General features: G+C 62.6%; 17 protein-coding genes. 9 read left to right on the forward strand and 8 right to left on the reverse strand.

Features of this window, described 5'->3' with window-relative positions:
- Nucleotides 1-4: 4 nt before the first annotated feature.
- On the reverse strand, nt 5-1,948 hold the full coding sequence (locus WYH_RS12805) for a M61 family metallopeptidase (RefSeq protein ID WP_046905162.1): 1,944 nt from the start codon (nt 1,946-1,948) through the stop codon (nt 5-7).
- Between the two features lie 103 nt (nt 1,949-2,051).
- On the opposite strand from WYH_RS12805, the gene hisS reads away from it, so the two are divergent.
- The 7 genes from hisS to WYH_RS12840 all read left to right on the forward strand — a co-directional run bounded on the left by hisS (nt 2,052) and on the right by WYH_RS12840 (nt 10,377).
- Nucleotides 2,052-3,275 carry a histidine--tRNA ligase gene (hisS, locus tag WYH_RS12810; RefSeq protein ID WP_046904139.1) on the forward strand — a complete coding sequence of 408 codons (1,224 nt, stop codon included), beginning with the start codon at nt 2,052-2,054 and terminating at the stop codon, nt 3,273-3,275.
- A gap of 119 nt (nt 3,276-3,394) precedes the next feature.
- On the forward strand, nt 3,395-4,462 hold the full coding sequence (prfA, locus tag WYH_RS12815) for a peptide chain release factor 1 (RefSeq protein WP_046904140.1): 1,068 nt from the start codon (nt 3,395-3,397) through the stop codon (nt 4,460-4,462).
- Between the two features lies 1 nt (nt 4,463).
- A complete protein-coding gene (prmC, locus tag WYH_RS12820) occupies nt 4,464-5,294 on the forward strand; it encodes a peptide chain release factor N(5)-glutamine methyltransferase (protein ID WP_046904141.1) in 831 nt (276 codons plus the stop codon).
- Between the two features lie 205 nt (nt 5,295-5,499).
- Nucleotides 5,500-6,186 carry a DUF4167 domain-containing protein gene (locus WYH_RS12825; RefSeq protein ID WP_046904142.1) on the forward strand — a complete coding sequence of 229 codons (687 nt, stop codon included), beginning with the start codon at nt 5,500-5,502 and terminating at the stop codon, nt 6,184-6,186.
- A 49-nt stretch (nt 6,187-6,235) separates the two neighbouring features.
- A complete protein-coding gene (lnt, locus tag WYH_RS12830; RefSeq protein ID WP_046904143.1) occupies nt 6,236-7,828 on the forward strand; it encodes an apolipoprotein N-acyltransferase in 1,593 nt (530 codons plus the stop codon).
- A 50-nt stretch (nt 7,829-7,878) separates the two neighbouring features.
- Nucleotides 7,879-9,102, forward strand: coding sequence for a methionine adenosyltransferase (metK, locus tag WYH_RS12835; protein ID WP_046904144.1), 1,224 nt, complete (start codon nt 7,879-7,881; stop codon nt 9,100-9,102).
- A 24-nt stretch (nt 9,103-9,126) separates the two neighbouring features.
- Nucleotides 9,127-10,377: a DUF418 domain-containing protein gene (locus WYH_RS12840; protein WP_046904145.1), complete on the forward strand. Its 1,251-nt coding sequence runs from the start codon at nt 9,127-9,129 to the stop codon at nt 10,375-10,377.
- Between the two features lie 3 nt (nt 10,378-10,380).
- On the opposite strand, the gene WYH_RS12845 is transcribed toward WYH_RS12840, so the two are convergent.
- The 4 genes from WYH_RS12845 to WYH_RS12860 are packed head-to-tail and all read right to left on the reverse strand — an operon-like array spanning nt 10,381 to nt 13,978.
- Entirely contained in the window at nt 10,381-11,658 is a 1,278-nt protein-coding gene (locus tag WYH_RS12845) for a spinster family MFS transporter (RefSeq protein ID WP_053833576.1), read from the reverse strand.
- A gap of 33 nt (nt 11,659-11,691) precedes the next feature.
- The gene (locus WYH_RS12850) at nt 11,692-12,348 is read right to left on the reverse strand and encodes a CoA transferase subunit B (RefSeq protein WP_046904146.1); all 657 of its coding nucleotides are present in this window, start codon (nt 12,346-12,348) and stop codon (nt 11,692-11,694) included.
- Between the two features lie 2 nt (nt 12,349-12,350).
- Complete coding sequence (locus WYH_RS12855) at nt 12,351-13,274, reverse strand: 5'-nucleotidase, lipoprotein e(P4) family (RefSeq protein ID WP_046904147.1); 924 nt, start codon at nt 13,272-13,274, stop codon at nt 12,351-12,353.
- Nucleotides 13,271-13,978, reverse strand: a complete 708-nt coding sequence (locus WYH_RS12860) for a CoA transferase subunit A (protein ID WP_046904148.1) — start codon at nt 13,976-13,978, stop codon at nt 13,271-13,273. The genes WYH_RS12855 and WYH_RS12860 overlap by 4 nt, the downstream gene beginning before the upstream one ends.
- A 470-nt stretch (nt 13,979-14,448) precedes the next feature.
- On the opposite strand from WYH_RS12860, the gene WYH_RS12865 reads away from it, so the two are divergent.
- Nucleotides 14,449-16,761: a CDC48 family AAA ATPase gene (locus tag WYH_RS12865; protein ID WP_046904149.1), complete on the forward strand. Its 2,313-nt coding sequence runs from the start codon at nt 14,449-14,451 to the stop codon at nt 16,759-16,761.
- A gap of 76 nt (nt 16,762-16,837) precedes the next feature.
- Here the strand turns inward: WYH_RS12865 and WYH_RS12870 are convergent, their stop codons facing one another.
- Together WYH_RS12870 and polA are read right to left on the reverse strand one after the other, a co-directional pair.
- Entirely contained in the window at nt 16,838-17,986 is a 1,149-nt protein-coding gene (locus WYH_RS12870) for a mechanosensitive ion channel family protein (RefSeq protein WP_046904150.1), read from the reverse strand.
- 48 nt (nt 17,987-18,034) lie between these two features.
- Nucleotides 18,035-20,893, reverse strand: coding sequence for a DNA polymerase I (polA, locus tag WYH_RS12875; protein ID WP_046904151.1), 2,859 nt, complete (start codon nt 20,891-20,893; stop codon nt 18,035-18,037).
- A 226-nt stretch (nt 20,894-21,119) separates the two neighbouring features.
- Here polA and WYH_RS12880 point away from each other — a divergent pair, with 226 nt between their 5' ends.
- Complete coding sequence (locus WYH_RS12880) at nt 21,120-21,392, forward strand: hypothetical protein (protein WP_046904152.1); 273 nt, start codon at nt 21,120-21,122, stop codon at nt 21,390-21,392.
- 118 nt (nt 21,393-21,510) lie between these two features.
- On the opposite strand, the gene bla is transcribed toward WYH_RS12880, so the two are convergent.
- The gene (gene bla, locus WYH_RS12885) at nt 21,511-22,527 is read right to left on the reverse strand and encodes a class A beta-lactamase (RefSeq protein WP_046904153.1); all 1,017 of its coding nucleotides are present in this window, start codon (nt 22,525-22,527) and stop codon (nt 21,511-21,513) included.
- Between the last annotated feature and the right edge of the window lie 101 nt (nt 22,528-22,628).

The following is a 22,628-nucleotide window of genomic DNA, read 5'->3' on the forward strand; positions in this document are numbered from 1 at the left end:
GGGCCTATTTGCCCGTGCGCGCTTCCAGCAGCCGGTCGAGCGGCTGTTCACCTTCGGCGGCGGGTTCCAGCCACGGGTAACGCAGCCCTTCGTGATAGTGGATCGGGATGGTCAGGTAGCGATCGCCGCGCTTGACCAGCAATTCGATCGGATCGTCATTGGTTTCCGCCATGCTGACGGCATCCATGATCGCATCCTTGCTGAATTGCGTGCCGTTGACGGCCACGATTTTCGCGCCGTCCACGATCCCGGCATTGAAGCTCGGCCCGTCCCAGATGGTGGACGTGACCGTCCCGTCCGAAGTCAGGCTCATGCCCAGCGAATAGGCGAGATTGACGTAATTGCCGCCCCGTATGCGGCCAGCCTCATAGGGATTGGGCTCGTCCTTCCAGACCAGCCTGTATCCGGCCTTTTCAATCCCCGTCACCGGGGCAGGCTGGCCCGGCTGCCGCATCTTCATGTCGAGGAAACCGGCCCAGTCATAAGGATGGATCGCGTTCAGCGTGGAAACGATATCGTCGAATTCATAGGTCAGCTGGCCCCAGTCGCTGTCATTCATGCCGAAGAAGGCCTTGGCGAAATCATCCAGCCCTTTCTTCCCGTCGGTGCCTTCGCGGATGATCTGGTCTGCTTCCAGCCACACCAGCATGCCTTCGGAATAATAATCCTCGCTCCGGCTGAGGGAGGAGAAGGGCAGCGGGCGGCGGGCATTGATGATCGGATCATGCGTCGTATCTTCGACCGAACGCCATGAACGGCCCGGCTGTTCTGAATAATATCCGGCCGAATTGGCCAGCGCGCCCAGCACGATGTCCTTTGGTTGCAGGCCCGAACGGCCGGCCAGGATCCAGCCCCAGAACTGGGTTTGCCCTTCATACATCCACAGCAGATTGTCCTGCATCGGCTGGCGGTAATCGGGCGTCCACAATTTGGCCGGGCGGCGATATTTGCCGTTCCAGCTATGCACCAGTTCGTGGCTGATCACGTTGCGGTCATGCGCCATCGTGTCCCAATCCACGAAATTGCGCGGCTCATACTGGTTTTCGCTCGACCGCTGATGTTCCAGCCCGATGCCGCCCATGCGGTCGGTCAGCGCCAGCAACCAGTTATAATGATCGAAATGCTTTGATCCGAACAGCGCCAGCGCCTCGTCCGCCAGCTTGCGGAACGTGTCGAGATTTTCGGGCGCGATCTCCAGCAGTTCGGGCTCGTCCGCAACCACGTCCAGCTTGATGTCGTGGCCCATGTCCCAGCTGCGCGCATATTTGCCCGCGAAGATCGGCGAATCGACCAGCGTTTCGTAATCCACCCGGTCCCAGGTCACGACATTTCCGCTCTCGCTCTGCCCGTCGAGAGCGGTGAAGACTTCCCAGCCTTCGGGAAATTTCACCGTGGGCTTCACCTGGATTTGCCGCACGTAATGGCCTGCGGGATAAAGGCTCATCTTCTCCCATTGCAGGTTCAGCATTTCGCGCGTCATCGTGATGCGCCCCTCGTTCGACTGTATCGGCGAGGTGTGGACGAAGCGGGCGGTGACCGCCGTGGTCCCTTCGGGCAGGTCGATATGGAAGGCGTGGACTTCAACCGGGTCACGCGTCCAGCTCAGTTCCCGGCCATTGGCGGTGAAGTGCAGATCGCCCAGCAGATTGATGGGCCCGCGCGATGCATGATTGCCGGGCAGCCAGGCGGGGAGCTGCAGGATCAGGCTGCTTGCCCCTTCTTCCACCGGGAAAGTCTGGGTGATGCGATAGACGTTACGGTCCGTGTCGCTGGCATCGATATTCAGGCCGATCGTGCCGGGATAGGGCACGTCCTGCGCATCCGGCACGGAGATGACGACCGGCACGGCCACCGGCTTCGAATTGGGCACCGCGGAAAAGGCGGGCTGGGCGGTGGTGGCAAGGAGGGCGGCGGCAAGGAGGGGGGCAAATGCGCGGAGTGTTTTCATGGCATCGTTCCATGGCGGTTCGTACGCCGTGCCGCAATACATTGTATCATCCGTGCCGCGCGTCTTTGCGAAACCGCTCAATCGGTCTAAGCGCGCGTGGATTATGAGCAGGATTGAAACCCCCCGGCCCATTCGTGGCACGCAGGACATCTTCGGCGCAGAGGCGGAAGCCTTCGCCTTCGTGGTCGAAACCTTTGAACGGGTGCGCAAGCTTTACCGCTTCCGCCGCGTGGAAATGCCGGTTTTCGAAAAGACCGAGGTCTTTTCCCGCTCGCTGGGCGAAACGACCGACGTGGTTTCCAAGGAAATGTATTCCTTCGATGATCGCGGCGGGGAATCGCTGACCCTGCGCCCGGAATTCACGGCCGGTATCGCGCGCGCCTATCTTACTGACGGGTGGCAGCAATATGCCCCGCTGAAAGTGGCGACCCACGGCCCGCTGTTCCGTTATGAACGCCCGCAGAAGGGCCGATACCGCCAGTTCCACCAGATCGACGCGGAGATCATCGGCGCGGGTGAACCGCAGGCCGATGTGGAATTGCTGGTCATGGCCGACCAGTTGCTGAAGGAACTGGGAATTGCCGATGGCGTGACCCTGCAGCTCAATACGCTGGGTGATGCCGACAGCCGCGATGCATGGCGCGTGGCGCTGGTTGCCTATTTCGAATCGGTTCGCGGCGAATTGTCGGAAGACAGCCAGGACCGGCTGGAGCGGAACCCGCTGCGGATTCTCGATTCCAAGGATCCGCGTGACAAGGCATTCGTGGCGGATGCCCCGCAGATCGACGATTACCTGACGCCCCATGCGCAGGATTTCTATGGGCGGGTGACCGAAGGGCTGGATGCCGCAGGCGTCGCCTGGACACGCTTGCCGGCACTGGTGCGCGGGCTCGATTATTACCGTCACACGGCGTTTGAATTCGTTACCGACCGGCTTGGCGCGCAGGGCACGGTGCTTGGCGGCGGGCGCTATGACGGGCTGATGGAAAGCCTTGGCGGTGCGCCAACGCCTGCGGTCGGCTGGGCCGCCGGGATAGAGCGGCTGGCCATGCTGGTGGGAGAGCGGGGCGAGGCCGTGGCCGATGTCATCGTGGTGGTGGAAGATGATGCGTTGATGGATCGCGGGATTGCGACCATCGCCAAATTGCGGCGCGACGGGCTTTCCGCCGATCTGATCGCATCGGGTTCCCCCCGCAAGAGGTTTGATAAGGCCGTCAAAATGGGTGCGGAAGCGATTGTCTCGCTTTCGATTCGCGATGGTGAAACCAGGGTTTCCCTGCGTGCGGAGGATCAGATTCGGGCGAGGGTGGAAGGCCTGATTTCCTAGTTTGACAATTACCCGTCACCCCGGCCTTGATCCGGGGTGCCGCTTTTCATCCCGCCTGGGTTCGATAGATATAGCGGGATCCCGGCTCGGAAGCCGGGATGGCGAATTGAAAGAACATCGTGAAAATACCCGAAGAGCGCCTGCACCAGATCACCAATCGCTTTGCCGAGCTGGAAGCGCGCATGGCGTCCGGCCAGCTGGAGGGCGAGGAATTCGTGGCCGCCAGCCGTGATTATGCAGAGCTGGAGCCGGTGGCGAAAGCGGCCGCCGAACTGCGCGAAATGCGCGTCGAAATCGCCGAGCTGGCCCTGCTGACCGAAGACCCGGAAATGCGCGCCATTGCAGAGGAAGAACTGGCCGAATTGCGCCAGCGCCTGCCCGAGGTGGAACATCGGCTGGCCATCGCCCTGCTGCCCAGGGATTCGGCGGACGAACGCCCGGCCATGCTGGAAATCCGCGCCGGCACCGGCGGGGACGAGGCGGCCCTGTTCGCCGGCGATCTCTACCGCATGTATGAACGCTATGCCGCGGAACAGGGCTGGCGGGTGGAGCCGGTCAGCATGAATGCCAGCGATGCGGGCGGCTTCAAGGAAATCGTGGCCAATATCGCCGGGCAGGGCGTGTTCGCGAAGCTGAAATTCGAAAGCGGCGTGCACCGCGTGCAACGCGTGCCGGTGACGGAAAGCGGCGGGCGCATCCATACATCGGCGGCCACAGTGGCAGTCCTGCCGGAACCGACCGAAGTGGATGTGCAGATCAATGACAATGATCTGAAGATCGACATCTACCGTGCATCCGGCGCAGGCGGGCAGCACGTCAACACGACCGATTCCGCGGTCCGCATCACGCACTTGCCGTCCGGCATCGTCGTGACCCAGCAGGATGAGCGCAGTCAGCACAAGAACCGGGCCAAGGCCATGCAGGTTCTGCGCGCGCGGCTGTATGAGAAGATGCGCGACGAGGCGCAGGGTGCGGAGGCGCAGGCGCGCAAGGCGATGGTCGGCAGCGGGGACCGTTCGGAACGGATCCGGACCTATAATTTCCCGCAGGGCCGCGTGACCGATCACCGCATCGGGCTGACACTGCACAAGCTTGCCGAAGTGCTTGAAGGGCCGGGGCTGGCAGAGCTGATCGACGCCTTGATCGCCGAGGATCAGGCCAAGCGGCTCGCGGCGATGGACGAATAGGGTGATTGTCGCGGACGCCCTGCGCGATGCGGCGCAGCGCCTGCAGCCGGTTTCCGATACTGCCCGGCTGGATGCGGAATTGCTGATGGCCCATGCGCTGGGCGCTTCGCGTTCCGATATGCTGTTGCGGCATATGCGCGATCCCGCGCCGGAAGGGTTCGGCGCGTTGACGGACCGGCGCGCCCGGCATGAGCCGGTGGCCTATATTCTCGGCCATCAGGAATTTTACGGCAGGAATTTCGAAGTGGGGCCCGCCGTACTGATCCCGCGCGCCGACAGCGAAACCATTGTCGAGGCCGCGCTGGAAGCCTGCCCCGCACCGCGCCGCGTGCTGGATTGCGGCGTCGGATCGGGCGCCTTGCTGGTGACCGTCCTCGTCGAACGGCCCGATGCCGAAGGGGTCGGCATTGACCGATCGGAAGATGCGCTGGAAATCGCCCGTCGCAATGCCGCTGCGCATGAATGCCGCGCACAGATGATCCGGCGGGATTGGCATGAACCGGGCTGGACGGCGGATCTGGGCCGTTTTGACCTGATCCTGGCCAATCCGCCCTATGTGGAAGATGATGCGCCGCTGGACCCGAATGTGCGCGATTGGGAACCTGCCGGGGCACTTTTTGCCGGGGCCGACGGGCTGGCGGATTACCGCGTCCTGATCCCGCAATTGCCTGCGCTGCTGGCCCCGGGGGGTGTCGCGGTGCTGGAGATCGGTGCCACTCAGGCGGAGGCGGTGGCTGCCATCGGGGCCGGGGCGGGTTTTGAAACCATATTGCGCGCGGACCTTGCCGGACGGCCCAGAGCGGTAATCATGCGATTAGGACTTGGCAAATAGGTTGCCAGTGGCTACCTCTTGTTCGGGCCAGTGGTAAAGCGGCTGTTGCCAAATCCACGCCTCACTCCATCATTTGCCTTCCAGATTGGCGTTGGAACGTCTTTCGTTCGAGCAGATGGGGAACCACGAAGCGTAAACCTAACGCCGTGGCGGGGGTCATGTGGCTGGCTTGTTGCCAGCCTTCAAAGAGGAAAGCGGATTTCCCTTGAATACAAATCGTAACAACAATCGTCGGCGCGGCCGTGGCAGCAATCGCGGTCAGGCCGGCGGCGGAAACCAGTCTAATCGGATCGACAGCCGGGCGCGGGGCAATGCGCCCCAGCTTCTGGAGAAATACAAGAAGCTGGCGCATGATGCGTCACTCAATGGCGACCGTGTGCAGACCGAATATTATCTGCAGTTTGCGGACCATTATTTCCGCGTGATCGCGGATAACAAGGCGCAGAAGGAAGAAGCGCGCCAGCGCCGCGATGCCGATCGTGACCAATCCTCCGACTATGATGACGAGGATGAGGAAGAGCGCCAGGAATCGCGCAGCCGCCGCAACACGCGTGGCCGCCGCGACCGCGATGATGGCGATACGTCTCGCGATGAAGGCGAACAGGGTTCCGAAGGCGATGAAGGCGATTCGGCGGAGGACGATAACCCGTTCACCCGCGAAACCCGCCAGCGCACGCCGCGCCCGCGCAGCCGTCGCAAGCCGGCCAATGACGCATCGGGCGAAAGCTCCGAAATCGACGCCAGCGCTCTCCCCCCTTCGATCTCGCGCAGCGATGATGAAGGCGAAAGCGAGCCCGAGGCCGAGAAGAAGAAGCCGGTAAAGCGCACGCGCACCCGCAAGGCCAAGACGGCAGAGGATGGCGACGGCGAAGCTCTCGAAGCGGTCAGCTGATCGTTAGAGCGGGCTTGCGCCGCCGGATTTGCCGGGCCACGGGGACGCCATGCAGCGCGCCGCCCAGATCTGGCAAATCCTCCTTCGCCATCCGCGCCTGTCGGCGCTCCTCTTCGGGGCGCTTGCCGCCTGCGGCTTCCGCCCGATAGCTATCTGGCCGCTCGCCCTCGCGGCGATGGCGGCCTTCTTCGCCCTTCTGGCGGAAGCACGAACAGCGCGGCAGGCCGCCCTGTGGGGCTGGCTGTTCGGCATGGGGCATTTCACCCTGGCCAATAGCTGGATAGCCACGGCATTCACTTACCAGGCGGAAATGCCCGCCGTGCTTGGCTGGCCGGCCGTGCCACTGCTTTCGCTGTATCTGGCCATCTATCCCGGCCTCGCCGCATTGGGGGCATGGGCAATGGCCATTGGCGGCATTGCCCCGGCAAGGCGCCGGGACTGGGCCTTGGCTCTAGCCTTTGCCGGGTGCTGGATTCTCGGCGAACTGCTGCGGGCGAAGGTCTTTACCGGCTATGCCTGGGATCCATTCGCCATGGTGCTGCTCGGGCCGTTCGACCGGCCGGGGCTTGCCGCCTTGTCGCCCTGGATGGGCAGCTATGCCCTGTCCGGTCTGGCGGTTTTCCTGGCCTGCGGGCTTGCCATGCTGGTGCGCGAACGGTGCCCGGTCCCGCTCGTTCTCGTCAGTATCCTGCTCTGCGTGGGCATGTATCTTCCCGCGGGGCAGGCCATGCAAGGCACGTTGCCGTTCACCCTGGTCCAGCCCGATCTGCGGCAGGAACGGTTGAACAATCCCGAATTCTACGAAGCGAATTTCCAGGTCCTGGCCGGTCTTTCCCGTCCCGGTGTGCCGGGGGAGGCGCGAATCGTCCTGTGGCCCGAATCGGGCCTCGCCGATTATCTGCGCCCGGGTTATCCGCAGCGTTATTATGATCGGATGACGGCGCTGGGCAGCCCGGAATTCGCGCGCCAGCGGATCGGGCGGGTGATCGGCCCTGACAGCGTATTGCTCACCGGCGCGGTTGATCTGGAGATTGATCAGGGCCGGGCAATCGGGGCCTATAATTCGGTGACGGCGCTGGATGGGCAGGGCACCATTCTTGCCGGATATTCCAAGGCCCATCTGGTGCCGTTCGGCGAATATCTGCCGATGCGGGAGATTCTCGAACCGCTGGGCCTCAGCCGTCTGGTTCCCGGCACCATTGATTTCCTCCCCGGCCCCGGCCCGCAGACACTCGATTTCGGCCAATTGGGCCGCGCGGGGATCCAGATCTGTTACGAAATTGTTTTTTCGGGCGAAGTTGTCGATCCGGCAAACCGGCCCGACTATATTTTCAACCCTTCCAATGATGGCTGGTTCGGCGCGTTCGGCCCGCCCCAGCATCTCGCCCAGGCGCGTATGCGTGCGCTGGAAGAAGGGCTGCCGGTTTTGCGTTCCACCACCACGGGAATCAGCGCAATTATTGATGCGCGCGGCGTGGTGCGCGAACATCTGGCCATGCATGAAGCCGGGCGGCTGGACGGGAAAGTGCCGCCTGCCGCACCGCCGACGCTCTTCTCCAGAATGGGTAACATACTCGCAATTGTTTGGGCCGGACTATTCCTTGCCGGAGCTTTCGTTGCCATGCGACGGCGCGCTCTATAGGAGGCCATTCGGAACACGACAGAAACACCAGCTCAAGAGGATCATCCTGCATGCGCAGCAATTACCTTTTTACCTCCGAAAGCGTTTCCGAAGGACATCCGGACAAGGTGTCGGACCAGATTTCCGATGCGATTGTCGACCTCTTTCTCTCCAAAGATCCAGAAGCCCGCATCGCCTGCGAAACATTGACGACGACCCAGCGCGTTGTCCTGGCCGGCGAAATCCGCTGCAAGGGCGTTTACGAGAATGGCGAATGGGCCCCGGGCGCGCTGGAAGAAATCGAAAAGGTCGTGCGCCAGACCGTCAAGGATATCGGCTATGAACAGGAAGGCTTCCACTGGGAAACGCTGACCTTCGAAAACCTGCTTCACGGCCAGTCCGCCCATATTGCGCAGGGTGTCGATGCCGGTGAAGAAGGCTCCAACAAGGACGAAGGCGCCGGCGACCAGGGCATCATGTTTGGCTTCGCCTGCGATGAAACGCCGGATCTGATGCCGGCCACGCTGGATTACAGCCACAAGATCCTCCAGCGCATGGCGCAGGATCGCAAATCGGGCGTCGCCCCCTTCCTTGAACCGGATACGAAGAGCCAGGTCACGCTGCGTTTCCAGGATGGTAAGCCGGTTGCCTGCACCGCAGTGGTGGTTTCCACCCAGCACGCGCCGGGTTATGACAAGGGCGCGAAGGAAGCCGAGCTGAAGGCTTACGTCAAAGGCGTGATTTCCGATGTTCTTCCGGCGGGACTGATCTCTGACGAGACAGTTTATCACATCAACCCGACCGGCACGTTCGAAATTGGCGGCCCTGATGGCGATGCCGGCCTGACCGGCCGCAAGATCATCGTCGATACCTATGGCGGTGCGGCCCCGCATGGCGGCGGCGCGTTCAGCGGCAAGGATCCGACCAAGGTTGACCGTTCGGCTGCCTATATCACCCGCTATCTGGCCAAGAATGTAGTGGCGGCCGGGCTTGCCAAGCGCTGCACGATCCAGCTCGCTTATGCGATCGGCGTGTCGGAACCGCTTTCGATCTATGTCGATCTGCACGGCACCGGCGCCGATGGCGTGACGGAAGAATCCATCGAAAAGGCGATCCGTTCGATCGGGAAGCTGGGCGGCATGACTCCGCGCGGCATCCGTACCCATCTGGGCCTCAACAAGCCGATCTATCGCAAGAGTGCGGCTTACGGCCATTTCGGCCGCAAGGCTGATGGCGACTTCTTCCCCTGGGAACGCACTGACCTGGTGGAGGATCTCAAGGCCGCTCTGGCCTGATCCGCATCGGGCGGGGCCGTTTCGATGACCGGCCCCGCCCAAGGCGTTGCGCTCTCACCCGGCGGGCGGGGGCGCGTTGTCCCGCTGGACGCGTTGCGGGGCCTTGCAGTCATCGGCATCATTTTCATGAATGTCTTCGCCTTCGCCATGCCGGGGGCAGCCTATTACAATCCCCGCGCCTGGGGCGGCACCGGCCTGGCTGACCTGGCTCTGTGGACTGCCAGCTTCCTCTTCATCGAAGACAAGTTCCGCACGCTCTTCGCCATGATGTTTGGCGTGGGGGTGGCGATTCTGCTTGGCCGGAAGGGCGATGGGGGATTGCGCGCCCATTATTCCCGCATGGCGGTGCTGTTCGTAATCGGCGCCATCCACGCGACCTTGCTGTTCAGCGGAGACGTGCTGCGGCTTTATGCTCTGGCAGGGCTGGTCCTGCCAATATGCGCGTTCTGGCCGGCGCGCCGCCTGTGGATCGCCGCTTGTATATTGATGGCCGTCTATATGGCTGTTGGCGGTTATATCGCATTTGGCTGGACCGAATATTGGTGGCGCACGGTCAGCCTGCCCGGCACGGATCCGGCACCCCTCGCTCGTGCTGAAATGGCTTTCGGTGCCGATCCCGCGACGCTCGAAAGAGGGTTGGCCATGGGGCGGGAGCCCCTGATGGAAAGGATCGAGCGCCGCCTTTCATCGCCTGCCGCCTCGCTGATTGCGGCGGGCGTGGTCATGCCGGTCACCCTGGCGGCCATGCTTGCGGGCATGGCCTTGTGGCGCAGTGGCTTGCTGGCCGGACAATGGCCGCCCGCACGCGCTTTCCGCCTTGCCGGCTGGATGGCGGCCATCTCCTTGCCCGTATTGGGACTGCTGGCCTGGCTGGCCCATTTTTCCGGCTTCAACGGCGCCGTGATCGGGACCAATGCCCTGGTCTGGTCGGCGCCATTCGACCTGCTGCTTGGCATAGGCTGGGCAGGACTTGCCATGGGGCTGTTCGTGCGCGCGGGCGCCGATGCGGGCTGGGTCCGCCGGCTCGCCGCCGCCGGTCGGCTGGCGCTGACCAATTATCTGGCAACCAGCGTGATGCTGGGCGCGATTTTCCATAGCTGGGGTTTCGGCCTGTTCGGGGAATTGGGGCGAGTGGAAACATGCGCCATCACCCTCGTCCCGGCGGCAGCCATGCTGGCCTGGTCCCCATTATGGCTGGGCCATTTCCGTCAGGGCCCAGCCGAATGGTTCTGGCGCAGCGCCGCCCGGCTTCGCCGCATGCCGTTGCGGCGATAGGCTTCAGCTCCCGCTGCGCAGGGCCGTTACCGCCATGTCGGCCTTCAGCCGCCGCGCCGCCAGCAGATAGTGCACCCCGGCCCAGGCATAGGCCAGACCGAAGATCGCCATGGCGATGACCAGCCCTTCGCTCACGCCATGCGTCTGCGCCATCCGGTCGCTCAACATCCCGAGGAAGAGCGGCCCGCCCGCGCTGGCCAGGCCATATACGACATTGAGCATGGCCGACGCCGTCGCCCGCATCCGGGGGTGCATCAGATTTTGCAGCGTGGCGTAGGTAACACCGAGATATCCGAAATTGAGGAAGGTCGCGATGCTGATCAGGGCGAGCAGGGGCACAAGCGCATCGCGGGTAATGGCGAAGGCGTAGATCGGCCCGCCCAGCAGCAGGGAGACTGCCGGGACAAGGGCATAGGCGGCAGGTGTTTTTTCGCCGAACTTGTCACCCAGCCAGCCGGTGCCGACCACGGATAATGCCGCCGGGAGGCTGGCGATCACACCGGCGTAGAAACCGGCTTCGCCGATCGATAATTCGAAACGGCGGATCATCAGCGATGCGAAGAAATAGTTCAGGCCAAAACCCAGCATGGCGGCCAGCGCCGATCCGATCACCAGATTGCGTGCGCTGGACAGGCCGGTCAGGCGGCGGAGCACGTCCATCAGGGGCGGCACCTCGTCACCGGCGCCGGGATCGTGGCGGCCGCGCGCAGGTTCCGCCACGATTGCATAGGCCAGCATGGCCAGCAGCAGGCCGGGCAAGGCTGCAACCAGGAAGGTGAAGCGCCAGTCGAAATTTTCCGCGATCCAGCCGCCGCCGACAAAGCCGATAAAGGCACCGACCGGCGGGGCGAGCATCAGGATCGAGATGGCGAAGCCTCTGCGATTGGCCGGAAAATAGTCCGCGATGACGGATTGCAGGCTTGGCAGCCCGATCGCTTCACCCAGGCCCACGCCCATGCGTGAAACCAGCAACTGGATCCAGCTGGCCGCCACGCCGCAGGCCGCCGTGGCGACGGACCACAGCAGCGTGCCGACCGAGATCAGCGTCATCCGCCGCGTGCGTTCGGCAATGCGCGCAATGATCAGGCCGACACCGATATTGAGGACGGTAAAGGCAACGCCCATCAGCGAAACCTGCGTATCGGAAAGGCCGAATTCGGCCTTCACCGGCTCCACCAGAACATTCACCACGATGCGATCGATAAAGCCGACCGTGCTGATCGCCATAAGGACGATCAACGCAAGCCACGGCGCATCGCGGCGCAAACCGCCTTCACTCATATCCCTCTCCCGTCCCCTTGATGGGGCTTCAGGTCAGGACACGTAGCGGGCGGTGGTCTTTTGCGCCACTTCTTCCGCAGTCACGCCGGGGGCAAGCTCGATCAGCCTGAACGGGCTGCTGTGATCCGGGCGCTGGAACACGGCAAGATCGGTAATGATCATGTCGACCACGTTCTTGCCCGTCAGCGGCAATGTGCATTCGGGGATGAATTTCGGTTCGTCATGCTTGGACGCATGGCTCATCACCACGATGATCTTCTTGACCCCGGCCACCAGGTCCATGGCGCCGCCCATGCCCTTCACCATCTTGCCGGGGATCATCCAGTTGGCGATGTCACCATTTTCGGAAACTTCCATCGCGCCCAGCACGGTCAGATCGATATGTCCGCCCCGGATCATGGCGAAGCTCTGCGCGCTGTCGAAATAGGCGGATTTATCCAGTTCGCTGATCGTCTGCTTGCCGGCATTGATCAGGTCGGCATCCACCTCGTCAGGATAGGGGAAGGGGCCGATACCCAGCATTCCGTTCTCGCTCTGGAGCGTGACTTCCATGCCTTCCGGTATGTGGTTTGCCACCAGCGTGGGGATGCCGATGCCGAGATTGACGTAATATCCGTCCTCCAGCTCCTTCGCCGCGCGTGCAGCCATCTCGTCGCGGTCCCAGCCATGTTTCACTGCCGTATCGCTCATGCTCACTCGCCTTCTTTCGGGGTGGTTGCTTGGGGCGTCCAGCGCGCCTCGGGCGGGAAAATCTCGTCCACGCTGCCCTGGATCGATGCGCCGTAAACGGGGTTGGGAATGACGAACCAGCCATTGCCCCAGAGGGAGGCGATCTGGCCGCGTGCGGTCAGCTGCCGCCGGTCGAGCGGGGCGCGGTCCCGTTCGTTCAGCAGATCGGCAAAGTCGCCCAGATTGTCCCCGGCAAGTGCCACGATGCAGTAACGCGCGGCGATGGCCGCCCGGCGCCCATCCTTGGCCGACCCCATCGCATCGTCCCCCTTCAGGAACAGCGTATCGCCATGGACCGCTTCGCCCAGTCCATTGGCCCGCAGGGCATCGATCGTGGCTGCGGCATATTCCGTTACACGATTGGTATTGAATATCACCGTCACGCCTGCATCCCGGATGCGGCGCAGCCCGGTCACGGCGCCGGGGACGGGGGCGGTGTATGCTGAACCTGTCCGTTCCCATTCAGCCCAGACGCCGCCATCATATCCGCTGCCGCTTTCCGCCTGCCAATATTCATAACCGAGATTGAGCAGCACGGTTTCGTCCACGTCGAAAACGGCGGCCTGGGGTTTGGGTGATCCATCCTCTGCCGTGCAGCTTGTCCGGGCCAGCCCGCCTTCCGCACCGGGCAGGCCCATCAGCACAGATTGATCGGCCCCCTGCCGCGCCTGCATTTCGACGTAATCGGCAAGCATCCGCCACGCCTGGATCGAAGCGGCGGCGCCTTCGCCCGATCCGAACAGCCAGCGCATCGAATCAGGGGCGGCCGCATCCCCGCCGCGGCCCGCTTCGGCCGCCTGTTCCGGTGCGGTGTACTGGTTATAGGTGTTGGTTGTCGTGCAGCCGGCAAGAGCCAGTGCGATACATCCGGTTACTGTGGCTCTCATGCGTTTTTACGTTCCCGCGTGGTGATGAATTCGATTTTCTTGTCATAGGGGGCGCCCAGCACCATCCGCTGGACATAGACGCCGGGCAGGTGGATGCAGTCCGGATCGAGGCTGCCGGTGGGGACCACTTCTTCCACTTCAACCACGCAGATCTTGCCGCATGTGGCGGCCGGAAGATTGAAATTGCGTGCCGTCTTGCGAAACATCAGATTGCCGCTTTCATCCGCCTTCCACGCCTTCACAATGGCCAGATCGGCAAAGATCCCGCGTTCGAGGATATATTCCTCCCCGTCGAAATTCTTCACTTCCTTGCCTTCGGCAACCTGCGTGCCAACGCCGGTCTTGGTGTAGAAGCCGGGAATGCCGGCCCCGCCTGCGCGCATCCGTTCCGCCAGCGTGCCCTGCGGGCAGAATTCCACCTCCAGTTCGCCCGACAGATATTGCCGTTCGAATTCCTTGTTTTCGCCGACATAGGAGGAGATCATCTTCTTCACCTGCCGGGTGCGCAGCAGCTTGCCGATGCCTTCATTATCGATTCCGGCATTGTTGCTGGCGAAGGTCAGATCCTTGACCCCGCTGTTCTGGATTGCGTCGAGCAGGCGTTCGGGAATGCCGCAAAGGCCGAATCCGCCAGCGGCAATCAACATGCCATCATGGAGTATCCCGTCGAGTGCGGTCTCTGCATCGGGATAGAGTTTCTTCATTCCGCCGGCTCCCTATTGGCTTGTTGTGCTTCCACGCCATATGAAATCGCCGCTTTGCTGTCACGCGAGGGCGGCGCGCAAGATCGGAATATCTGCGCCGCAGAATTGGTGCAATGCAGCAATTTCCGCAGAACTCGTGCCTGATCTATCTGCTCACCTGCCGGAAAGCAGTGCAGGAACCTTGAAAAACAATTGCAAATCAATCGGATGACCGCCAGTTGCGCTTTATGCAACTCAACTTGCGCTTTTCGCACTTGCGAAATGAGGGGCGTCGGAGCATATCGAAACTGCCTTTCAGGCATCCTCTCCCAAAACTTCCAAGGCCTGGCCGGCAACGGCCGGGCCTTTTTTCTTTCCGGCCTGGTTTCATGACCTGCCGGCACGATATCGCCTGACGATCATTTGCATTCGGGGAGGTGCGATCCTAGCTCTCTCATTCGAAGCAGATCGAAAAAAAGGTGATAGAGCCCATGGCCGATGCCGATGTTGCTGAAGTGGAAGAGGGCACCGTCCGCCTGCAGGTTGCGGCGGCAAGACAGGAGGAAAGCGGGCGCGGCGTTGCCCGGTTGCCCCGATCGGCTTTTCAGGCCCTGGGAATAACCGAAGGCGATATTGTCGAGATCGAAGGCAAGCGCAGCACCGCCGCCGTGGCCTTGCTGGCCGCCAGCGAGGATGATGCGCTGGATGTCATCCGTCTCGACGGGTTGCAGCGCGGCAATGCCGATACGTCTTCCGGCGAGCATGTGGTGGTTCGCCGCACGGAATCGCGTCCGGCGACGCGGGTGGTATTCGCCCCCGCGCAGCGCGAGATGCGGCTTCAGGGACCGACTGAAGCGCTGAAACGCGTCTTTTTCGAAAAGCCGCTGGTCGCCGGGGATCTGGTTGCCACCCACGGGCAGCAGCCGGTCCAGAACGTGCCGCCCGAAGTGCGCCGCATGTTCAACGCGCCGGCCTATGCGCTCACCCAGATCCGCCTGCAGGTGATTTCGACCCAGCCCAAGGGCATCGTCCATATTGACGAGAATACCGAGGTGGAACTGCGCGCCGAGTTCGAGGAACCGCGCGATGGCCGGGGCATCATCAATTACGACGATGTCGGCGGTATGGACGAAACCATCAAGCAATTGCGCGAGATGGTGGAACTGCCGCTTCGCTATCCCGAATTGTTCACCCGGCTTGGCGTCGATCCGCCCAAGGGCGTGCTGCTGCACGGCCCGCCGGGAACGGGCAAGACCCGGCTCGCCCAGGCGGTCGCCAATGAAAGCGACGCCGAATTCTTCACCATCAACGGGCCGGAAATCATGGGCTCCGCCTATGGCGAGAGCGAGAAACGGCTGCGCGAAGTGTTCGAGGAGGCGGAGCGGGCCCAGCCGGCCATCGTCTTCATTGACGAGATCGATTCGATCGCGCCCAAGCGGCAGAATGTAAGCGGCGAAGCGGAAAAGCGGCTGGTCGCCCAGTTGCTGACGCTGATGGACGGTTTGCAGTCACGCACCAATCTGGTGGTGATCGCGGCCACCAACCGGCCCGATGCGATCGACGAGGCCCTGCGCCGGCCCGGCCGCTTCGACCGCGAGATCATCATCGGCGTGCCTGACGAGAACGGGCGCCGCGAAATCCTTGCCATCCATACGCGCGGCATGCCGCTGGGCGAGGGCGTGGATCTGAAGGAACTGGCCCGCAGCACGCACGGTTTTGTCGGCGCGGATCTGGCCGCCCTTACGCGCGAAGCGGCGATCGAGGCCGTGCGGCGCATCATGCCCAAGCTTGATCTGGACGCGCGCGAGATACCTGCGCAGGTGCTGGAGGAATTGCAGGTCGAGAAGAACGACTTCCGCGAAGCGCTGAAACGCGTGCAGCCTTCGGCCATGCGCGAAGTCATGGTGCAGGCGCCGACCGTCGGCTGGGCCGATATTGGCGGCCTGGACGAAGCGGAGGAGAAGCTGCGCGAAGGCGTGGAACTGCCCCTCAAGAACCCGCAGGCATTCGACCGCCTCGGCATCCGTCCGGCCAAGGGCTTCCTGCTCTACGGGCCGCCGGGAACGGGCAAGACATTGCTCGCCAAGGCCGTGGCCAAGGAAGCGGAAGCGAACTTCATTTCGATGAAGAGTTCGGACCTGCTGTCCAAATGGTATGGCGAGAGCGAGCAGCAGATCAGCCGCATGTTCGCCCGCGCACGGCAGGTGGCGCCCTGCGTCGTCTTTATCGACGAGATTGACAGCCTGGTGCCTGCAAGGGGTTCTGGCGGCGGCACCGAACCGCAGGTGACGGCGCGCGTGGTCAACACGATCCTGGCCGAAATGGACGGGATGGAGGAATTGAACTCCATCGTGGTGATCGGGGCCACCAACCGCCCCACACTGGTCGATCCTGCACTGCTCCGCCCGGGCCGTTTCGATGAACTGGTCTATGTCGGCGCGCCGAACAAGGACGGGCGGGAACTGATCCTGAAGATCCACACGCGCAACATGCCGCTGGCCGGCGATGTCGATCTGTCGGCACTGGCCGACAAGACGCCGCGCTATACCGGCGCCGATCTGGAAGATGTGGTTCGCCGGGCCGGCCTGGTGGCAATCCGCCGCGATGGCACCAATGCGAAGGAAGTGACCGCGCAGGACTTTGCCGAAGCGCTGGAGGACAGCCGCCCCACTGTGACCGAACAGATGGAACAGGAATATGCCAAGATGAAGGGCGAACTGAAGAAGCGCGCGCTGGAAGTGCGGCCAATCGGTTTCATTCATGAAGGCATGGTGGAAAGCACGCGCGACCGTAAACACGGATAGCGCGGCTGAGGCCCTTAGATCGAGGAGAAGCCCGGCCATCGTGCCGGGCTTTTTCGTTCTGGCCCGCTCTTTCGGTCTAGCCCCGGGCCGGGCCCGATCCGTCGCCCTGCATCTGTGACAGAACTTCGCCCGAAACCGGGCCGATGCCGGCCACTTCCACCGGCGCCACCGGCAGCAGGCGGTTGCGCACGATCGCTTCCGGCATTTCATCGCGGATCCACGCCATCAGCGCTTCGCGGATGTCACAGCGCAGATCGAACAGGGTCGGCGAATCCTTGGCTGTCATCAGGAAGCGGACCTCTATCGCGTCACGCGTCAGTTCGGTCACCTGCATCCATTTGACGCGGCCATCCCAGCGATTGTTGGCCTGGATCAGTTCGTAGAACTTCTCCCGGATCGGATCGAGATTGGTCATCGGATCCACATAGAGCATCACCGTGCCCATCAGCTGGGACGTGGTCTTGGTCCAGTTCTGGAAGATTTCGTCCAGGAACTTGCTGGTGGGCACCACCAGTCGCCTTTCATCCCAAACCTTCACCACGACATAGGTGGTGCGAATTTCTTCGATCCAGCCCCATTCGCCGCCAATGATCACGGCATCGCCGATCACCACGGGTTCGGTCAGCGCCATCTGGAAACCGGCGATCAGCGATTTCAGCGCGGGCTGCGCCGCCGCGCCCACGGCCAGGCCGGCAAGGCCCGCCGATGCAACCAGCGTCACGCCGATCTGGCGCACGCCGGGAATGGCCAGCAGCATTAGCCCCACGGTGATGAAGACGATTACGAAAGTGGCAATGCGCCCGAAAATGGACAGCCGCGTCCGCCGCCGCCGCGCCTCGCGATTGTCGGGCACGGAAATGTCGTTGCGCAGGATCATCGCTTCGACCAGCGCATGGAGAATGGCCAGCGCCATCCAGCCGATCAGCAACGGCATCACCACGCCGCCAATCCGCTCCCACAATTCGTCGAGCACCGGGATCGCATCGGAGGCGAGCACGATAGCCAGCGCGATCAGGGCATAGCGGGTTGGCCTGGCAAGCTTGCGGGCGACGATATTGTCGGACTGGCTTTCGCTCGCCTTGGCGATGCGTCGCAGGAAGCGGAAGATCAGCCAGTGGACCACCAGCGCGGCCGCGATTGCCGCGACCAGCGCAATGGCGGCGATAATCGAAACCCCGATCCATTCGGGCCAGTTGTCGAATTGCGTTCTTATCTGGTCAATCATTCATCGGAGCCTTCGCCTGCATTGCTGCACTTGCGAACGATACTCCAATCAATGAGCGGCGTCCCAGCTCGTTCCATGGCCGATTTCCACGGCCAGCGGAACGTCGAGCGAAATCGCGGGCAGGGCTGCTTCGCCCATGACCTTTTCGATCACCTTTGATGCCGCCTCAACCTCGCTTTCGGGCAGTTCGAACACCAGTTCGTCATGCACCTGCAACAGCATCTTCACATTGCCCAGCCCGGCGTCCTGCAATGCAGGCAGCATGCGGACCATGGCGCGTTTGATGATGTCGGCGCTGGTGCCCTGGATCGGCGCATTGATCGCCGCCCGCTCGCTCCCCTGCCTTTCGGCCTGGTTCTTGGAGCTTATGCGCGGGAACCACGTCTTGCGGCCGAACAGGGTCTGCGAATATCCGCGTTCCCGCACCCCTTCCAGCGTGGCCACGATGTAGCGCTGGATGCCGGGGAAGCGTTCGAAATAGCGGTCTATCATCGCCTGCGCCTCGTCCGGTTCCGTGCCCAGCCGCGTGGCCAGGCCCCAGCGGGAAATACCGTAGAGAATGGCGAAATTGATCGTCTTGGCGCGGGCGCGCGTATCGCGGTCCACATGGCCGAACAGTTCTTCGGCCGTGCGCGCGTGAATATCCTCGCCCCGCGCGAACGCTTCTTTCAGGGGCGGCACATCGGCCATATGCGCGGCCAGCCGCAGTTCGATCTGGGAATAGTCCGCCGCCAGCAACACATTGCCAGCTTCGGGGACGAAAGCGGTCCGGATCTGCCGCCCGATTTCCGTGCGGATCGGGATGTTCTGCAAATTCGGATCGGTGGATGAAAGGCGTCCCGTCTGCGCGCCGACCAGGCTGTAGGAAGTGTGGACCCGCCCCGTTTCCGGATTGATCGCCGCCTGCAGCGCATCGGTATAAGTGCTCTTCAGCTTGGACAATTGCCGCCAGTCGAGCACTTTTTGCGCGATCGGCGCGTCGTCCTGGGCGGCCAGCTTTTCCAGCATGGCCTGATCGGTTGAATATTGGCCGCTTTTGCCCTTGCGGCCACCCTTGTATCCCATCTTGTCGAACAGGATTTCGCCCAATTGCTTGGGGCTGCCAATGGTGAATTCCTGCCCGGCAATTTCGTGCACTTCGGCCTCGATCTCGCCGATGCGGGTGGCGAATTCTTCCGACAGGCGGGCCAGGGCGGCGCGGTCTACCCTGATGCCGTTGCGTTCCATTTCGGCCACCACCGGGATCAACGGCCGGTCCACCCGTTCATAGATGCGCGTGCTGCCTTCATGGGCCAGCCGCGGATGCAGCAGCCGGTGAAGGCGCCATGTCACATCGGCATCTTCGGCCGCATATTCGGTCGCCCGGTCCAGCGGCACTTCACCGAAGGGAATGGCCTTCTTGCCGGTGCCGCAAACATCCTTGAAGGCGATCGGCGTGTGGCCGAAATGGCGCTGGCACAATTCATCCATGCCATGCCCGCCGCCAATGCCATCCATCGACCGGCCGGCGTCCAGCGCGAAGCTGATGATCATCGTATCGTCCACCGGCGCCACGGCTATGCCGTGCCGGGCCAGGACGTTGAGATCATATTTGATGTTCTGCCCGATCTTCAGCACCGCATCGCTTTCCAGCAGCGGTTTGAGCGCGGCGAGGGCGGCATCGCGGCCGATCTGTTCCGGCTTTTCGGCGAACATGTCGGTGCCGCCATGGCCCAGCGGGATATAGCAGGCGTCGTTCGGGCCGAGTGCCAGGCTGATGCCGGTCAGGCTGGCCTGCAACGCATCCAGCGAACTGGTTTCCGTGTCCAGCGCCACTTTCCGGGCGGCAAAGGCGCGGGCGATCCAGTGTTCCAGCCGTTCCATGGACTGCACGCATTCATAGGCGGAACAATCAACCGGCGGCATTTCGGGCAATGCCTGCCGGCTGCCTTCGGGGGCGGCAGCGCGGGCCTGATTATCCTGCTTGGCCGGATGCAGATCCGTCTTGCGCGCGGGGGATCCGGTGCCGCCGTCCAGCCGTTTCAGCAGGCTGGTAAAGCCGTGATGGGCAAGGAATTCCGCCAGCGGCTCTTTCGGCACTGCGTCCAGTTTCAGATCGTCCAGCTGCATGGGCAGGGCACAATCTTCCTTCAGCTGCACCAGGACGCGGCTGAGTTCGGCCATTTCGCGGCCTTCGAGCAGCCTTTCCTTCAGCTTGCTCTTCTTCATGTCCGGCGCGGCATCCAGCGCGGCCTGGAGAGAACCGTGTTCCTGGATCAGCTTGGTGGCGGTCTTGGGGCCGATGCCGAAGATACCGGGGACATTGTCCACCGAATCGCCCATCAGGGCCAGGACATCGCCCACCTTTTCCGGCGGCACGCCGAATTTCTCGATCACTTCGGGGATGCCGATGCGCTGGTTCTTCATCGTGTCCAGCATATCGACCTTGCCAGGGGCGAAGCCGTCATCCGGCTCCACCTCCTCGCCCACCAGCTGCATCAGATCCTTGTCGCCCGAAACGATGGTGACATCCCACCCCCGCTTCGCCGCGGCGCGGGCATAGGAGGCGATCAGATCGTCCGCTTCCAGCCCTTCTTCCTCGATACAGGGCAGGCTGAAGGCACGCGTGGCATCGCGTATCAGGGGGAATTGCGGCTTGAGATCTTCTGGCGGTTCGGGCCGGTTGGCCTTGTACTGGTCGTAGATCTCGTTGCGGAACGATACGCCCGATGCATCCAGTATCACCGCCAGGTGAGTCGGGCCGTCCGCCTTGTGCAGATCATCCGCCAGTTTCCACAGCATGGTGGTGTAGCCATAGACCGCTCCCACGGGGGTGCCCTGCGGGTTGGTGAGCGGCGGAAGCCTGTGATATGCCCGGAAAATATACGACGAACCGTCGACGAGATAGAGATGCTGCTTGTCCGCCATGCGGAACCTGCTAGCAGCGCCGCGCCGTCAGGTCAGCCGCTATTGCAACGCGGCTGGCGGAATGTGGCGAAAAACGGCCTTTGCCCCGATCTTGCCACAATTGGCTTGCGCGGCCACAAAGTTGCCATTATTTAGCAAAGCTGGAATTCCCTCCAAGGGGGTGGATTTCACGCTGCCCCCGCAAGGGGAAAGCGTATTTCTTCTCGCTGTTTAAGGATTAACAAACATGCGCAAGATCGTTCTCGCTGCCGCCGTTGCCGGCGCTGCCCTTTCGCTGGCTGCTTGCTCGGAAGGCACTGAAGAAGCTGCGGGCGACACCGTCGATTCCGCAATGGCTGACACCGAAGCCAATGTCGAAGCCATGGGCGATGCCGCTGAAGGCGCCATGGACGAAGCCGGCGAAGCTGTTGACGCCGCTGGCGAAGCTACGGACCAGATGGGCGACGAAATCGAAGCCGACGTCCAGGACGAGACCGTCGAAGAAGCCGCGGCTGACTAAGCCAAGCGCGCATTTTGCGACAAAGAAAGGGCGTAGCCGCGAGGCTGCGCCCTTTCTCTTTGTGTCAAACGAAGCAGGGCTGACCGGCTGAGGCCGGGCGCACCCTATCCGATTCGTGTCAGTGGGCGGAGCTGTAGCTGGCGCTGACCCACTGGCGGCTGTCCTTGCTGGTATAGCCGTCATAGATGGCGCGGGCGATGCTGGCGATCTTGTGTTCGCGATTGAGGCGTGAACCCTGGCCGGTCACATAGATCGCCAGGGCGATGGTGCGGCCATCGGGTGCGGTCAATATGCCGACATCGCTTGATGTGTTGTTCAGCGAACCCGTCTTGTGGGCCACGGTCACATCGCCCGGCAGATTGGCAGGGATGCGGCGCGTTCCGGTCCGGCACTCTTCCATCGTGCGGATCAGGAAGTCCCGGCTTTCCGGCGATAGCCAACGGCCCTGGTAAAGGCCGCGAAGCAGCTGCACCATGGCCTTGGGCGTTGCGCTGTCGCGCGTGTCGATTTGGACGGCAGGATCGATTTCACCATCGTCGCGCACCAGGGTCGCGATATCGCGCGTAAGGTTATATTCGGTGATGCCGGCACGGTTCACCCAGTCATTCACCACGTTCGGCCCGCCGACAGCCGCCAGCAACGCATCGGTGGCGGAGTTGGAGCTGCGTGTCAGCATCAGGTGAATCAGCTCTCGCGCCTGCAGATACTTGCCCTTGCGCACTGGCGCCACGGGTGAAGAAAAAGGCTGGGAATTGACGGGCAGCAGCAGCGGATATTCGCTGGTCAGGCTGAAACGGCCCTGATCCACGCCTTCCAGGAAGGCAGCGGCCACGGCGATCTTGCTGGTGCTGGCCATCGGGAAACGCTGATCGCCCAGAACGGCAAGCTGTTCACCCGTGGCGAGATCGATCGCGGCAACGCCGATGCGGCCGTTCGATCCGTCTGCCAGCTGTGCGATCTGCCGTTCGAACGGCGTATCGTAATCGGGGGTATAATCGCGCGGGGCGCGCAATTCAGTGCCGAGCGCGGTGTCGAAAGCCACTTCGATCGTGTCGTCACCTGCCTGGGCAGGGGCGACCGCTGCAAAAGCCAGGCCGAGTGTGGCGGCGATACGTGCGAAATTACCGAGTCCCATAAGCTCCCAAGATTACCCCTTCATGGTTGTTAAAAACTTAACTGAGCTTGGAAAGACCACAATCGGAGCCGCGATGAAGTGACGGTAAGGGACGGCAAGTT

The organism is Croceibacterium atlanticum, from assembly GCF_001008165.2.
GTDB lineage: Bacteria > Pseudomonadota > Alphaproteobacteria > Sphingomonadales > Sphingomonadaceae > Croceibacterium_C > Croceibacterium_C atlanticum.